Genomic DNA, 14,617 nt, shown 5'->3' with positions numbered 1-14,617 from the left:
AATGCAACCATGGCTACTACATACGCCCCCGTTGCCAATCCCCTTGCCGCCAGACCGTCCGATCTGGCGACGCATTTCATGGAATGCGGGGCGCTCAACACCAATCTCAGCCTGGCGCCGGGCGAGCGGCTGGTCATCACCGACGATCTGCTGAACGGCACCGTGGGCGATGTGGCGGCCCTGTCCATGGCCGCCATCGTGGCCCGCGATTCCCAGGTGGCGCTGGCCGCCATGCTGCCGCTGTCGGTGGCCGCCTCCAAGGTCTCGGCCCGCCATCGGCCCAAATACGAGCAGCTGTTTCAGCTGATCGAGGAGACCGCCTTCGATTCCGGGGTGCGCGGCTCGGCCGAGGCCATGATCACCGCCGGCTTCCGCGAGGCCCGCATCCGCGAGCTGGCCGCCGAACTGGGCGGCAATGTGGGACCGGCGCGCACCCGCTACCGCGCCTTTCTCGACGTGATCAAGCTGCTGATCGACAAGAAGATCTCCGAGCCGTCCTTCCTGGACGAGTTCCTGGACTTTACCCGCAGCGTGGCGGGCAAGCTGGATTTCGGCATCTACGCCCTGTGCGTCGACCGGCTGTTCACCAGCCCCAACATCCCGCTGATGGTCAAGGTCTCGCTGGTGCGCGAGGTGATGAAGTATCCGCCGCTGGTGCGCAAGGAATTGCTGACCAACCTGCTGTCCTCCAACGCCGCCCCCCTGGAGCTGGTCCAGTTCGCCCAGGGCGAGCTGTCGTGCGGCATGACCCGGGACCAGATCACCGAGATCGTCCTGTTCACCACCTTGAAGCGGGCCTGGGCCGCCCAGAAAAGCGTCCCCCGCCGCGCCACCGCCTGATATTTCCATGCCCTTTCCCGTCATCCTGAGCAACGCGAAGGATCTCCGCCCGAAGATACGGTGCCGGTTGGGACACGCCGTTCCAGACGGAGATCCCTCCTCCCGTTGGTCGTCGGGATGACAGACACTTCTGCAACCCGCCATTCCGGGAAAATCTCATGAAAGCCGTCGTCTGCCCCGCTTTCGGCCAGGATCTGGTCGTCACCGACTTTCCCGCCCCCGCCATGATCCCGGGCGGCGTGCGCATCGCCGTGCATGCGGCCGGCGTCAACTTCGCCGACTCGCTGATCACCGGCGGCAAGTACCAGGAAAAGATGGAGCCGCCCTTCGTGCCGGGCATGGAACTGGCCGGCGTGGTCACCGAGGTGGCCGACGGCGTCACCACGGCCAAGCCCGGCGACCGGGTGATGGCCACAGTGACCGGCGGCGCCTTCGCCGAGGAAGCGGTGTGCGATCAGACCGACGTCTATGTGCTGCCCGACGGCCTCGATTTCGTCACCGCCGCCGGTTTTCCCGTGGCCTACGGCACCTCGCATCTGGGCCTCAAGGGCAAGGCGGGGCTTAAATCCGGCGAGACCCTGGTGGTGCACGGCGCGGCCGGGGGCGTCGGCCTGACCGCCGTCGAGGTGGGCCGGGCGCTGGGCGCCACCGTCATCGGCACCGCCGGTGGGCCGGACAAGGTCAAGGTGGCGCTGGAGCACGGCGCCCATTTCGGCATCGACTACAAGGCCGAGGATATCCGCGAGCGGGTCAAGGCCCTGACCGACGGCCGGGGCGCCGACGTGGTCTACGATCCGGTGGGCGGACAGGTGTTCGACGCGTCCTTGCGCTCCATCGCCGCCGACGGCCGCATTCTGATCATCGGCTTTGCCGGCGGCACGGTGCAGCAGATCCCCGCCAACATCCTGCTGGTCAAGAACGTCACGGTGATCGGCTATTACTGGGGCGCCTACCGCAAGATTGCGCCGCAAATGGTCCGCGATTCCCTGGGCGAATGCCTGGACTGGTGGGCGGCGGGCAAGCTGTCGCCCCATGTCTCCAAGGTCATGGACCTGTCCCAGGCGGTAGAGGCCATCGGATTGCTGAAGGGCCGCGCCGCCACGGGGAAAATCGTCCTCATTTGTCGATGAGGACGAAACAATCTGTTACCCGATGCGTAATTTACGCGAGGGGGTATATTAGATAGCCTGACTGCAAGTTCTCTTTCCCCAAAGCCCTTCGGAGACCTCGCCATGAAGTTCAAGCTTCTGATCACCGCCGCCGCCCTCGTCGCCCTGGCGGGCACCGCCACCGCCCAGGTCAAGCCCGAGGACGCCATCAAGTGGCGCCAGTCCGGCTATGCTTTCATGGCCTGGAACATGACCCGCATCAAGATGAACGTCGAAGGCGCCGCCTATAACAAGGACGAGGTCATCAAGGCCGCCAACGCCATCCAGGCCGTCGCCAATTCGGGCATGGGCGCCCTTTACCTGCCGGGCACCGATACCGGCACCGGCTGGGAGAAGACCCGCGTCAAGCCCGAGCTCTGGACCAACAAGGAGACCCTGGGCAAGGTGGCCACCGCCTTCGGCAAGGAAGCCAACGAGATGGCCAAGGTCGCCGCCGCCGGCGATGCCGCCGCCACCAAGGAGCAGTTCGGCAAGCTGGCCGCCACCTGCAAGGGCTGCCACGACGAATTCAAGATCAAGCAGTAGGCTGGGTCTGGTCCCAACACAGGCGCCTTCGGGCGCCTGTTCCGCTTCCGCCGCCCGAGGCACGCCATGAGCCAGCAGAAATTCCGCCTGTGGGACCTGCCCACCCGCCTGTTCCACTGGTCCCTGGTGCTGGCCGTCGCCGCCGCCTCGGTCAGCGGCCAGTTGGGCGGCGGCCTGATGGCCTGGCACGGCCGTATCGGCCTGACCATCATCGGCCTGCTGGTGTTCCGCCTGGCCTGGGGTCTGGTCGGATCGACCTATGCCCGCTTTGCCCAGTTCGTCCCCACGCCGGGGGCCGTCCGGGCCTATCTGCGCGGCGAGTGGCATGGCGAAGGCCACAACCCGCTGGGCGCCCTGGCGGTGTTCGGATTGCTGGGCATCCTGTCGCTGCAGGCCGCCACCGGGCTGTTCGCCAATGACGACATCGCCTTTCGCGGCCCGCTCTACGATCTGGCCGGCAAGTCCCTGAGCAACGGCCTCACCGCCGTGCATCATCTGGCGTCCAAGCTCATCTACCTGCTGGTGGCCGTGCATGTGGGGGCCATGGTTTTCTATGCCCTGGTGCGCAAGCAGAACCTGATCGGCCCCATGCTGACCGGACGGAAGGACGGGCCGGGCCGGTCGGCCAGCGGCGGCGGCGTTGCGGCCCTGGCCGTGGCCCTGGTCCTGGCCGCCCTGGCGGTCTTCGGCGCCGGCGGCGGATGGATGCCGCCGCCTCCCCCGCCGCCCCCCGCCGCGGCGACGCCCGATTTCTGAGCCCGGGACGGCATTGGCGGGCTGGTGGAAAAAGCCCCGCTTCGCGGCAGGGCTACCGCCCAGACCCGTTCGGAGGCACAGCCTCCGAACCGCCAGTTTTTCTTTATTTCAATGGATTAAAAAGCTGAAGGGTCCGGGAAGCCGTGCTTCCCGGTTGGGAGATCGGGGGCAAAAGCCCCCGAAGTGGAGTTTTTCCCCAGCCCGTTAGATTTCCTAACTCCCCGCCTGAGCAAATCTCGTTTGCGCCGCCCGACCGACACGCCGTAGTGTCGGAACATCGCCACCGATCAAAGGTTGAACGGATCATGTCGCGTCCCGCCTGGCTGTCGCCCGCCATCGTGCTCGTCTTCATCGGTGGTGCGATGATGATGAGCGTCTCCATGGGCGCCCGGCAGGCCCAGGGACTGCTGATCGGGCCGCTGTCGCTGGAACGCCAGTGGCCGCTGGCCACCTTTTCCCTGGCGGTGGCCATCCACAACCTGATGTGGGGCTTCTTCCAGCCGTTCACCGGCGCCGCCGCCGACCGTTATGGCGCGGCCAAGGTCGCCGCCTTCGGGGCGCTGACCTTCGGACTGGGCATGATGATGGTCGGAGCGGGCGGGGTTGCGCTGACCACGATCGGCCTGGGGGTGGTGTCCGGCTTCGGCCTGGCCGCCACCAGCTTTGCCGTGGTCCTCGGCCCCGTGGGCCGGGCGGTGAGCCCCGAGCACCGTAGTTCCGCCATGGGCATGGGCTCGGCCCTGGGGTCGCTGGGCATGATGGCCATGATCCCCCTGGCCCAGTGGCTGATCGGAGCCTTCGGCCCCACCCAGGCCGTGTGGATTCTGTCGGCCTTTTCCCTGGCCTCCATTCCCCTGGCCCTGGTCCTGGCCAAGGGGGAGAAGGCGTCGCGGCCCGCAGCCTCGACCCTGGCGCACCAAAGCATCGGCCAGGCCCTGCGCGAGGCCTGGGGCCATCCCGGCTACCGCCTGCTGGCCGCCGGGTTCTTCGTCTGCGGCTTCCAGGTCACCTTCATCGGCGTGCATTTGCCCGGCTACCTGGCCCTGTGCGGCATGAGCAAGGGGGCCGGCGCCACGGCCCTGCTGGTCATCGGTGGCTTCAACGTGATCGGAACCTGGCTGATGGGCCAGCTGTCCCAGAAGTACCGGCCCAAATACGTGCTGTCGGCCATCTATCTGGGCCGCGCCGTGGTCACCTTCGCCTTCGTCATGGGACCCAAGAACGAGTGGACCCTGCTGGCCTTCGCCGCCAGCATCGGCCTGTTGTGGCTGTCCACCGTGCCGCCCACCTCGACTTTGATCGCCAGCGTGTTCGGCCCCAGGTACCTGGGCATGCTGTTCGGGCTGGTGTTCTTCACCCACCAGCTGGGCAGCTTCCTGGGCTCGTGGCTGGGCGGCCTGATCTACGACGCCACCTTGTCCTACGACGTCATGTGGGCCGGCACCGCCGTTCTGGGCCTCTTCGCCGCCCTGGTGCACCTGCCCATCCGCGACCAGACCCTGGCACGCGCGGCGGCCTGACAAGCGCTCGGAATTCGGGCTATTCCCCGCCGCGCAGCTGGGTGACGAAATCGGGCAGGCCCACCTGACGCTCGCGCTTCAGGCGCTCGGCGGCCAGGATGGCCTGGACGGCGGCGATGGACTTGTCGAGATCGATATTGACCACGATGTAGTCGTATTCCGGCCAGTGGCTCATCTCGTCGCCGGCCTTGGCCATGCGCTTTCTCACCACCTCGTCGGAATCCTGGGCGCGGCCCCTGAGGCGGCGCTCCAGTTCCTCCACCGAGGGCGGCAGCACGAAGACCGAGACCAGATCGGCCCGGGCGTTCTGGGCCATCTGCTGGGTGCCCTGCCAGTCGATGTCGAACAGCACGTCACGGCCCGAGCGCAGGATCTCGTCCACCGGTCCGCGCGGCGTGCCGTAGAAATTGTCGAAGACCCGGGCGTGTTCCAGGAACTCGCGCTTTTCCACCATCTCGTGGAACTTCTCCACCGTGACGAAGTGGTAGTCCTTGCCGTCCACCTCGCCGGGGCGCGGCGCCCGGGTGGTGGCCGACACCGACATGCCGATGGCGGGATCGCGTTCCAGCAGGGCGCGGGAGATGGTGGTCTTGCCGGCGCCCGACGGCGACGACATCACCAGCATGAGGCCACGGCGGCTGACGGTGGGAAGGGTATCGGTCATGGTTCCTACTCGATGTTCTGGACCTGCTCTTTGAACTGGTCGATGACGGCCTTGAGGTCGAGCCCGACGCGGGTCAGTTCCACGTCCGACGATTTGGAGCACAGGGTATTGGCCTCGCGGTTGAACTCCTGGGCCAGGAAGTCCAGCTTGCGCCCGACGGCGCCGCCCTGGGCCAGCAGGTCGCGGGCGGCGGCCACATGGGCGGCCAGACGGTCCAGTTCCTCGCGCACATCGGCCTTGACGGCGATCAGCGCCACTTCCTGAGCGATGCGATCCTCGGCCAGGGTGGGCGCCGCCTCCAGCACCAGGGCCACCTGGGCGCGAAGACGCTCGCGCACCGCCTCGGGGCGCAGCACGGCGCAATTGCCCGCCCGGGCCGACAGGGTGGCGATCTCGTCCAGTTGCGCAGCCAGCACGGCGGCGATGCGGGCGCCTTCCACCCGGCGCATGGCGGCCAACTGGTCAAGCATGGCCTCCAGCGAGGCTTTCATGGCCTCGTCGCGGGCGGCCCGCAGGGAATCGGCATCGCCGACCTCGGCCTCGGTCACCGGCTCCAGCACGCCCTTGATGGCCAGCAGGCCGTCCATGCGGGCGGGCTGGACCGAGCCGGCGCGGGACTGCCACTGGTCGCAGATGGCGACGAGCTGGCTCAGCAGCGCCTCGTTGACGCGAATCTGGGATTGCTCGGTCTCGGTCCGCACGGTGAGCGACAATTGAACGTTGCCGCGCTTCAGGCGCCTGGCCGCCGCCTCGCGGGCCACCACCTCCAGCCCGTCATAGCCCGGCGCCGATTTGCACCGCAATTCCAGGCCCCGGCCGTTGACGCTTTTGCCCTCCCACACCCAGGAGCCCTGGGAATCGCGGCCCTCGGCGCGGGCGTAGCCGGTCATGCTGGCGACGGTCAAGGCGGGAACCTCCTGCAAAATGTCCGGAGGGTTTTATAGCCTTGCCGGGCCTGGGCAACAACCGTGCTTTCCCTCCGACCCGAGGCGGGACTATCCTTGGAGAGTCATGAAGGAAAGACGACGGCCCGAACGCGGCCGCCCCAACGTCATCGAGATCGTGGTGCGCGTGCCGGCCGACAAGGCCGACGCGGTCAAGGCCTATGCCGGACGCATCTCGCGCCGCCGCAGCCCCGCCCTGCGCGAGGAGGTGATCGGCCGCCTGCAGTCGCGCGCCGACATCATGGAACGCTTCGGGGTGAAGAACCTGTACCTGTTCGGCTCGGTGGTGCGGGAAGAGGCCAAGCCCACCAGCGACATCGACCTGATGGTCGAGTTCTTTCCCGGCAAGCCCGGCGGCCTGTTCGCCTATGTGGAGCTGAAGCACGCCCTGGAAGGGCTTCTCGGCCGCCCGGTGGACCTCATCACCTCGGGCAACATCAAGCCGCGCCTGAAAAAGCGCATCCTGGAAGAATGCCTGCTGGTTTACGGAGAGGGAGACGGGAGACGGTGACCTTCAAGGATTGGCGGGTCCGCATCGAGGACATGATCGAGGCCATCGAGCGCATCCGGCGCTATACCGAGGGCATGGACGACCGCCGTTTCGTCGCCGACGACCGCACGGTGGACGCCGTGGTCCGCAATCTGGAAATCATCGGTGAGGCCGCCAAGCGCGTGCCCTTCAACGTGCTGGAACGCCATCCCGACATCCCGTGGAGCCGCATGTCCGAGATGCGCAACATTCTGGTGCACGAATACCATTCCGTCGACCCCTCCATCATCTTCGACACCGCCCGCCACGACCTGCCGCCCCTGCTGGGGCCGCTGCGCGCCCTGCTCAACGAGCGGAACGGCAATGGCAACGGGAACGGCAACGGCGGATGACAAAGCCGTTCAGCTCCGTCCTGATCACCGGCGCCTCGTCGGGCCTGGGAGCCGGGCTGGCGCGGATCTGCGCGGCGCCCGGCGTCACCTTGCACCTGTCGGGCCGCGACCGGAACCGCCTCGACGCGGCGGCGAAGCAGTGCGAAGCGCTGGGAGCGGCTGTCCACGCCACCCCGTTGGACGTCACCGATTCAGCCGCCACGGCGCGCTGGGTCACGGATTCCGACGCCATCCGGCCGCTGGATCTGGTCATCGCCAATGCCGGCATCTCGGCGGGCACCGGCGGCGGCGGCGAGACGGAGGCCCAGACCCGGGCCATCTTCGCCGTCAATGTGAACGGCGTGTTCAACACGGTGATGCCCGCCATTCCCCTGCTGCGGCAACGCCGCCGGGGGCAGGTCGGCATCATGAGTTCCCTGGCGGGCTTTCGCGGCTTTGCCGGAGCGCCCGCCTATTGCGCCTCCAAGGCCGCAATCAGGGTCTGGGGCGAATCCCTGCGCGCCGAGCTGGCCCCCGCCGGCATCGGCGTCTCGGTGATCTGCCCCGGCTTCGTGGAGACGCCCATGACGGCGGTGAACCGGTTCCGCATGCCGTTCCTGATGGACGTGGAGCGGGCCAGCCGCATCATGGTTCGCGGACTGGCCCGCAACCGGGGCCGCATCGCCTTTCCCTGGCCCATGCACCTGATGGCCCGCCTGGCGGGGTGCCTGCCCAGCGCGCTGATGGACCGCATCGCGGCGGGATTGCCGAGGAAGTAGGGGGCCCCTACTTCACCGCCTCCATGCTGAATTCCTTGAATACCAGGGCCTCCACATAGACCCGGTCGGACGGCACCGCCACGCCGGCCCGGCGGTCATAGGCCGCCAGCTCGTTGTTGGCGACCACCACCAGCTTGTCGGCCAGCGCCCGCTTCTGCTCCACGGAAAGCAGATCCTCCAGGTGATGCTTGCCCACCAGCCGGGCGAATTGCCGGCTCAGTTGGTCGGACATGGCCCGGATGGTGGACAGATCCTGAGGCGAGGCCACCCGCGCCTGCAGCCAATAGGTCACTGCCATGGGCTTGCCGCTGCGGGAATTGATGAGGACGGCGTCGGCCGGCTTGGGCTGGGGAAACTCGTAGATCCGGCCGTCGGACGGCGGCGGCGCCGTCTCCGCCATGACGACGCTCCCCAGGCCGAAGACCAGCACCAAGACCATGGCCGCCATGCGGCTCAAGCGCACCCAACCGAATCCAACCATCACATGCCCCCCAATGTTGCGACATTGATAGATACACCGGCGCCGCACCAATAGCGAAGACAACACGGCGGGACTTGCCGAGGCTCCGCCGAAAGGCCATAAGGGAAGGCATGGATAGTTTCGTCATCGCCGTCTTCTTCCTCACCTATCTCGGCATGGCCTTCGGCTCGGTGCCAGGCCTGCGGCTCGACCGTACCGGCATCGCCCTGCTGGCCGTGGTGGTCCTGCTGGTGTCGGGCAAGGTGGGCGTCAAGGCCATGGGCACCTCCATCGACGTGCCCACCCTGCTGCTGCTGTTCGCCCTGATGATCGTCTCGGCCCAGTTCCAGCTGGCCGGGGTCTATGGCGCCGTGGCGCAGAAGGTGGCAGAATCGCCCGGTTCGGCCCGGCGCCTGTTGGCCCTGGTGGTGGCGGTGTCGGGCGGATTGTCGGCGGTGCTGGCCAATGACGTGGTCTGCTTCGCCATGACCCCGATCATCGCCGAGGGCATCCGTCGGCGCGGCCTCGATCCGCGTCCCTATCTGCTGGGGCTGGTGGGCGCCGCCAATGCCGGCAGCGCCGCCACCCTGATCGGCAATCCCCAGAACATTCTGATCGGACAGGTGGGCGGGCTGGATTTCTGGAGCTTCCTGGCCGCCTGCGCCGTCCCCGCCGCCCTGTCCCTGGTGGTGGTGTATTACTGCATCGCCTGGATCTGGCGGCGCGAGCTGGACGCCACTCCCGGACCGGTGGAGGCCCATCCGCCGGCCGAGGGCCATCGCTGGCAGGCGGTCAAGGGCGGAATCGCCCTGGCTATCCTGGCCCTGCTGTTCGCCGCCCCCCTGCCACGCGAAGTGGGCGCCATGGCCATCGCCGCCCTGCTGCTTGCCAGCCGCCGCATGTGCTCACGCGAGATGATCGGCCTGGTGGACTGGCACCTGCTGCTGCTGTTCGCCTGCCTGTTCGTGGTCACCGGCGCCTTCGCCGATACCGACATGGCGCGTCACTGGGTCAACTGGCTGGCCGAGCACGGATTCTTCCCCGACTCGCTGAAGGCCATGCTGCCGGTGGCGCTGGTCGCGTCGAACTCCATCGGCAACGTGCCGGCGGTGATGCTGATCCTGGCGGTGTGGCCCACCCCCGATCCCGGGGCGCTGACCGGTCTGGCCCTGCTGTCGACCCTGGCGGGGAATTTCCTGCTGGTGGGCAGCATGGCCAATATCATCGTGGCCGAACGCGCCGCCGGAGCCGGGTGCCGACTGTCCTTCGGTGACTTCGCCCGGGCCGGCATTCCCGTGACCCTGCTGACCATGGCCATCGCCGTAATCTGGCTGCGGCTGGGCGGCTGGATGACGTGGTGAGGACGACATGACCGCCGCCGGAACCCTGCCCCATATCACCGCCTTTCTCAACGCGGTCTCGCTGGCCTTCCTGATAACGGGCTTCGTTCATATCCGGGCGGGCCGCAAGGACAGCCACCGCAAGGCCATGCTGGGCGCGGTGGGGGCATCAGCCCTGTTCCTGGCCTTCTACGTGGTCTACCACTTCGCCGCCCCCATCTTCGTGTTCCGGGGAACGGGCGTGGTGCGCCCCATCTATTACGCCCTACTGATCAGCCATGTGCTGCTGGCGGCGGTGGTGGCGCCCATGGTCGCCCTGACCCTGGTCCGCGCCCTCAAGGGGCAGTTCGACCTGCACCCGAAAATCGCCCGCTGGACCTTGCCGCTGTGGCTTTACGTATCCATTACCGGCATCGTCGTGTATCTTATGCTGTATCACATATACATTTGACCTGCGGAGCAACCGCGGGCGCGGAGGCGGGTTTGACGTTCAGGCAATACATCGAGCTCTTGAAGCCGCGCATCGCCCTGATGATCGCGCTGACGGCCATCACCGGCTATGGCGCGGTGGCGACCAAGGTCGACCCGGTGGCCCTGCTGCTGCTGACCCTGGCCATGATACTCGGCTCGGCCGCCTCGGCGGTGTTCAACCATGTCTGGGACCGCGACATCGACCGGCTGATGCGCCGCACCTCGCGCCGGCCCATGGCCACCGGCGCCGGCACCCCGGCCCTGGGCTTCGCCCTGGCGGTGGTGCTGATGGTGGCCGGCATGGCCCTGGCCAACGCCGCCTTCAATTGGGTGGTGGCGCTGCATCTGTTCCTGGGCGGCTTCGTCTATGTGGCCATCTACACCGTCTGGCTGAAGCGCCGCCATTGGACAAATATCATCATCGGCGGCGCGGCCGGCAGTTTCGCCGTCCTGGCCGGAGCGGCGGCGGTGGATCAGACCCAATGGCTGCTGCCCATGGTCCTGGCCCTGGTGCTGTTCCTGTGGACGCCCAGCCATTTCTGGTCGCTGGCCATCCTGCTTGCCGACGACTACCGCCAGGCGGGCGTGCCCATGCTGCCGGTGGTGGTGGGCGCCAAGCGTACCGCCTGGTGCATCCTGGCCAACACCGTGATCCTGGTGGGGGCCTCGCTGCTGCCCTGGGGGCTGGGCCTGCTGGGCAATGTCTACGGTTTCGTGGCCGCGGTTTCGGGCGCCGTGCTGCTGGGCTTCAACGTGGTACTGGTCAGGGACACCAGCCGCCGCTGGGCCGGGTGGAACTTCGCCGCCTCCATGCCCTATCTGCTGCTGCTGTTCATCGCCGTCTTCGCCGACAAGCACTGGTAGGGGGAGTCTTTCCGCCCCTCAGGCGCCGGGTGGGTTTCTTCGAAACCCTTGGGCCTGGCGGCATCGCCGATTACTGCGCCATTTCGGCCAGATTGACGAAGAGCGATCCGAACACCTTTTCCGGCTCGCTGCCCCACTTTTCCATGAAGGCCGCCTTGCGCTCGGGCGAGAAGGTGTCGGGCCGGCACGAGGCGAACAGGGCCTGGAACAGCCGCACCATGTGGGCCTCACTGAATTCGCGCAGCACCTTGTCCTCGGGGCGCTTGGGAATGAAGGCGTTGGACGCCGTCGACACCGACGACGGGCTGGAATTCATGATGATCAGGAACCAGTCCTTGCGCGGCTCGAAGCGGCGGAAGCTGCGCGCCATGGTGACCAGGACCTCCTCGAACACGGCGCGCACCTCGTCATCGGCATAGAACTCGGCCCAAGCGACCGTGCCGTCCTCGGTGCGGTGGCGTTCGGCCGCCTTGTTGGCGCGGGTGCGCAGCAGGTCGAAGGGCTCCTCGCCGATGATCATGCGCACCGCCGCGAAGAACTGCGGCAGATGCTTGCGCTCGATGCCGCTGTTCTTGTCGTCGAAGCAATCGGAGAACGGCCGGGCGATGATCCGGCCCATGAAATCGGTGCGCTGCTGCTCGATCCGGCGTAGGGAAAAGCTGGAATCACAGCCATCTTCCCACAGGGCGTAATGCTCGGACAGCGGCCCCCGGGCGGCCAGCACCGCCTTGGCCACGCGGCGGACGTCATCCATGGTTACCGAGCCGTCCACGGCGGCCTCGTCGAGGATATCGGTCAGAGCCATGATGGCGACCGCCGCGACGCTGCGGCACCGCTTGCCCCCCAGCTCCCTATGGGTCATGGCACCGCCCGACTGAAGGGACGGCCCCGCTTCCTGCGCTCCCATATCGGCTCACCTTGAGAGCTTGAACACAGCAAACACATGCTCAAATCTACTATAGAGAATAGTCACGTTTTCCATTTATTTAAAGAGCTCTGCGCCAGCCTCTAGCTTTGGTCTAGGGTCTTTGCCCGATTAAACTCCGTTGCTGCAACGCAACAATATAACTCAATGCATATTCAACAGCCGGACCTGACAGCACCCTAACCATTCCGCGCGCCCAAAGCCAATTCCCCCTACCTGCCCCCGGCCATTTGAACTAGATTCCCAGGATGAGCCCGCATCAGCCCGCCCCCTCCCCCACCGACCGCCTCGCCGACCTGCGTGCCGAACTGGCCCGCCTCAATCTGACGGGATTTGTCGTGCCTCGCGCCGACCAGCATCAGGGCGAGTACGTACCGCCGTCGGCCCAGCGCCTGGGCTGGCTGACCGGCTTCACCGGCTCGGCGGGATCGGCCGTGGTGCTGCGCGACAAGGCCGCCATCTTCGTGGATGGCCGCTATACGCTGCAGGTGCTGGCCGAGGTGAACACCCAGCTTTTCACGCCCCTGCATCTGGTCGAGCAGCCGCCGCATCGTTGGGCAGGCGAGGTGCTGTCCAAGGGCGACAGGCTGGGGTTCGACCCCTGGCTGCATACCCACGATCAAGTCCAGAGCCTGACCGCCGCCTGCGAGCGGGCCGGAGCCACCCTGGTTCCCTGCCCCGACAATCCCGTGGACGCGGTATGGGCCGGGCGGCCACCGGCCCCCGCCACCCCCATCTCCGCCCATCCCGAGCGCTTTGCCGGCCGGTCCGCCGCCGCCAAGCGTGGCGACATCGCCGCTGAACTGGCGCGGGAGCGCCTGGACGCCGCCGTGCTGAGCGCCCCGGAATCCCTGGCCTGGCTGTTGAATATCCGGGCCGACGACGTGGCCTATACGCCGCTGCCGCTGGGCTTTGCCGTCATTTACGCCGACGCCTCGGTGGATCTGTTCGTGCAGCCCGACCGCATCGACGACACTGTCACCGCCCCGTGGGGCGACGCCGTCCGCGTGGCCGAGCCGGCCGCGTTCGAGGCGACGCTGCGCCTGCTGGGACGCGGCGGAAAGCGCGTCAGGCTGGACTCGTCCTCCGCCCCCTTCCAGGTCTGGGAGACCCTGCGGGCCGCCGGCGCCCGGGTGGAGCCCGGTTCCGACCCTTGTGCCCTGCCCCGCGCCTGCAAGAACGCCGTCGAGATGGCGGGCACCCGGGCCGCCCATCTGCGCGACGGCGCCGCCATGGTCCGGTTCCTCGCCTGGCTGGACCGCACCACGCGAAGCGGAACGGTCAGCGAAATGGAGGCGGCCGACGCCCTGGAAGGCTTCCGCCGCACCGGCGAGCATTTCCGCGGCCTGTCCTTTCCCACCATTTCCGGGGCCGGCGCCAACGGCGCCATCGTCCACTACCATTCCACCGCCAAGACCAATCGTCCCCTGGCGGCCGGCGAGCTGTATCTGGTGGATTCCGGAGCCCAGTACCTGGACGGCACCACCGACATCACCCGCACCATCCTGGTGGGAGATGCCCCCCCGGACGAGGCGCGCCGGCGCTTCACCCTGGTGCTCAAGGGGCACATCGCCCTGGCGCGGGCGGTCTTTCCCATGGGCACCACCGGCAGCCAGCTGGATATCCTGGCCCGCCGTCCGCTATGGTCGGCCGGGCTGGATTACGACCACGGCACCGGCCACGGCGTCGGCAGCTTCCTGTCGGTGCACGAAGGGCCTCAGCGCATCTCCAAGGTGGGCAATTCCGTGGCTCTCAAGCCCGGAATGATCCTCTCCAACGAGCCCGGCTACTACAAGACCGGGGCCTACGGCATCCGCATCGAGAATCTGGTGATGGTGGAGCCCCGGCCCGCCCCGGCTGGCGCCGAGCGGGATCTTCTGGAATTCGAGACCCTGACCCTGGTCCCCATCGACCGGGCCCTGGTGGCGGAGGATCTGCTGGACCGGGACGAGCGGGACTGGCTGAACGCCTACCACGCCCGGGTCCGGGACGCGATCGTGCCGCAATTGACCGAGGCCGCCGAGCGGGACTGGCTGGAGCAGGCGACCGCGACGCTGTAGTTATTCCACCCAGCCGTGGTCAAGGGCGAAGCCCGAGGTGACGTAATCCATGGTCGCCCGGTGTTCCAGGAACCATTGCGGCAGTTCGACCGTAAAGTAATCGTCGCAGGGATCGCCGGCCTCGAGCGCGCGGATCACCTCTTCCAACTGGGCGACCACGCGGATGTGTTCGTCCCGGTGCGGATCAAGGGCGAAGAAGCCGGTCTTCACCATCATCTCCTCCTCGCGGGCGAAGTGCTCGACACAGTGATGGGCGAAGGCGCGGGCCAAGTCCAGACGCTCGGTCGGAGCGGCTGCCGCCAGGCGGTTGATCATCTCCACCGCCTCGCAATGATCGTGATCCACAAAGCCGACACCAAGCAGCAGGGGCTCGCCCCACCGGATGACCGCATGCCGAGGAATCATCGCAGAGCCTTCCCGAATTCGCCGAAACGGCGGC

The 14,617-nt window shown here is 67.3% G+C and carries 17 protein-coding genes; 12 read left to right on the top strand and 5 right to left on the bottom strand.

Annotated elements, in window-relative coordinates; genetic code table 11:
- Positions 1-9 precede the first annotated feature (9 nt).
- The 5 genes from AMB_RS03865 to AMB_RS03845 all read left to right on the top strand — a co-directional run bounded on the left by AMB_RS03865 (position 10) and on the right by AMB_RS03845 (position 4,810).
- Positions 10-840, top strand: coding sequence for a hypothetical protein (locus tag AMB_RS03865; protein WP_043745956.1), 831 nt, complete (start codon positions 10-12; stop codon positions 838-840).
- 158 nt (positions 841-998) lie between these two features.
- Positions 999-1,970: an NADPH:quinone oxidoreductase family protein gene (locus tag AMB_RS03860; protein WP_011383195.1), complete on the top strand. Its 972-nt coding sequence runs from the start codon at positions 999-1,001 to the stop codon at positions 1,968-1,970.
- 102 nt (positions 1,971-2,072) lie between these two features.
- Positions 2,073-2,534: a c-type cytochrome gene (locus tag AMB_RS03855; RefSeq protein ID WP_011383194.1), complete on the top strand. Its 462-nt coding sequence runs from the start codon at positions 2,073-2,075 to the stop codon at positions 2,532-2,534.
- A gap of 66 nt (positions 2,535-2,600) precedes the next feature.
- Positions 2,601-3,290 carry a cytochrome b/b6 domain-containing protein gene (locus AMB_RS03850; RefSeq protein ID WP_011383193.1) on the top strand — a complete coding sequence of 230 codons (690 nt, stop codon included), beginning with the start codon at positions 2,601-2,603 and terminating at the stop codon, positions 3,288-3,290.
- Between the two features lie 305 nt (positions 3,291-3,595).
- The gene (locus AMB_RS03845) at positions 3,596-4,810 is read left to right on the top strand and encodes an MFS transporter (RefSeq protein ID WP_043743373.1); all 1,215 of its coding nucleotides are present in this window, start codon (positions 3,596-3,598) and stop codon (positions 4,808-4,810) included.
- A 19-nt stretch (positions 4,811-4,829) separates the two neighbouring features.
- Here the strand turns inward: AMB_RS03845 and gmk are convergent, their stop codons facing one another.
- Positions 4,830-5,474 carry a guanylate kinase gene (gene gmk / locus AMB_RS03840; RefSeq protein WP_011383191.1) on the bottom strand — a complete coding sequence of 215 codons (645 nt, stop codon included), beginning with the start codon at positions 5,472-5,474 and terminating at the stop codon, positions 4,830-4,832.
- Between the two features lie 5 nt (positions 5,475-5,479).
- Positions 5,480-6,379: a YicC/YloC family endoribonuclease gene (locus AMB_RS03835; RefSeq protein ID WP_011383190.1), complete on the bottom strand. Its 900-nt coding sequence runs from the start codon at positions 6,377-6,379 to the stop codon at positions 5,480-5,482.
- Between the two features lie 106 nt (positions 6,380-6,485).
- On the opposite strand from AMB_RS03835, the gene AMB_RS23150 reads away from it, so the two are divergent.
- Genes AMB_RS23150 through AMB_RS03820 form a run of 3 tightly spaced genes read left to right on the top strand, consistent with a single transcriptional unit; the run spans position 6,486 to position 8,058 of the window.
- Positions 6,486-6,929, top strand: a complete 444-nt coding sequence (locus AMB_RS23150) for a nucleotidyltransferase family protein (protein WP_148207287.1) — start codon at positions 6,486-6,488, stop codon at positions 6,927-6,929.
- Positions 6,926-7,300 (top strand): HepT-like ribonuclease domain-containing protein, encoded by a 375-nt coding sequence (locus AMB_RS03825; RefSeq protein WP_011383188.1) that lies wholly within the window; start codon positions 6,926-6,928, stop codon positions 7,298-7,300. The genes AMB_RS23150 and AMB_RS03825 overlap by 4 nt, the downstream gene beginning before the upstream one ends.
- The gene (locus AMB_RS03820; protein ID WP_011383187.1) at positions 7,297-8,058 is read left to right on the top strand and encodes an SDR family NAD(P)-dependent oxidoreductase; all 762 of its coding nucleotides are present in this window, start codon (positions 7,297-7,299) and stop codon (positions 8,056-8,058) included. The genes AMB_RS03825 and AMB_RS03820 overlap by 4 nt, the downstream gene beginning before the upstream one ends.
- Before the next feature lie 7 nt (positions 8,059-8,065).
- Here the strand turns inward: AMB_RS03820 and AMB_RS03815 are convergent, their stop codons facing one another.
- Positions 8,066-8,539 carry a hypothetical protein gene (locus AMB_RS03815; protein WP_148207286.1) on the bottom strand — a complete coding sequence of 158 codons (474 nt, stop codon included), beginning with the start codon at positions 8,537-8,539 and terminating at the stop codon, positions 8,066-8,068.
- A gap of 110 nt (positions 8,540-8,649) precedes the next feature.
- Between AMB_RS03815 and AMB_RS03810 the strand changes: the two genes are divergently transcribed.
- From AMB_RS03810 to cyoE, 3 genes are read left to right on the top strand one after another with little or no spacing between them, the layout of a single operon-like run.
- Positions 8,650-9,879 carry an anion transporter gene (locus AMB_RS03810; RefSeq protein ID WP_043743359.1) on the top strand — a complete coding sequence of 410 codons (1,230 nt, stop codon included), beginning with the start codon at positions 8,650-8,652 and terminating at the stop codon, positions 9,877-9,879.
- Positions 9,880-9,886: 7 nt separating this feature from the next.
- Positions 9,887-10,309, top strand: coding sequence for a DUF420 domain-containing protein (locus AMB_RS03805; protein ID WP_011383184.1), 423 nt, complete (start codon positions 9,887-9,889; stop codon positions 10,307-10,309).
- Positions 10,310-10,341: 32 nt separating this feature from the next.
- Positions 10,342-11,193, top strand: coding sequence for a heme o synthase (gene cyoE, locus AMB_RS03800; RefSeq protein ID WP_043743357.1), 852 nt, complete (start codon positions 10,342-10,344; stop codon positions 11,191-11,193).
- A gap of 70 nt (positions 11,194-11,263) precedes the next feature.
- Here the strand turns inward: cyoE and AMB_RS03795 are convergent, their stop codons facing one another.
- Positions 11,264-12,055 carry a hypothetical protein gene (locus AMB_RS03795; protein WP_231848962.1) on the bottom strand — a complete coding sequence of 264 codons (792 nt, stop codon included), beginning with the start codon at positions 12,053-12,055 and terminating at the stop codon, positions 11,264-11,266.
- A 311-nt stretch (positions 12,056-12,366) separates the two neighbouring features.
- On the opposite strand from AMB_RS03795, the gene AMB_RS03790 reads away from it, so the two are divergent.
- The gene (locus AMB_RS03790; protein WP_011383181.1) at positions 12,367-14,178 is read left to right on the top strand and encodes an aminopeptidase P family protein; all 1,812 of its coding nucleotides are present in this window, start codon (positions 12,367-12,369) and stop codon (positions 14,176-14,178) included.
- Here the strand turns inward: AMB_RS03790 and AMB_RS03785 are convergent, their stop codons facing one another.
- A complete protein-coding gene (locus AMB_RS03785) occupies positions 14,179-14,583 on the bottom strand; it encodes a bacteriohemerythrin (protein WP_043743354.1) in 405 nt (134 codons plus the stop codon). It lies immediately after the preceding gene.
- Positions 14,584-14,617: the final 34 nt, after the last annotated feature.

Source organism: Paramagnetospirillum magneticum AMB-1 (assembly GCF_000009985.1).
Lineage (GTDB): Bacteria > Pseudomonadota > Alphaproteobacteria > Rhodospirillales > Magnetospirillaceae > Phaeospirillum > Phaeospirillum magneticum.
This window is presented reverse-complemented; position numbering and strand designations above follow the sequence as displayed.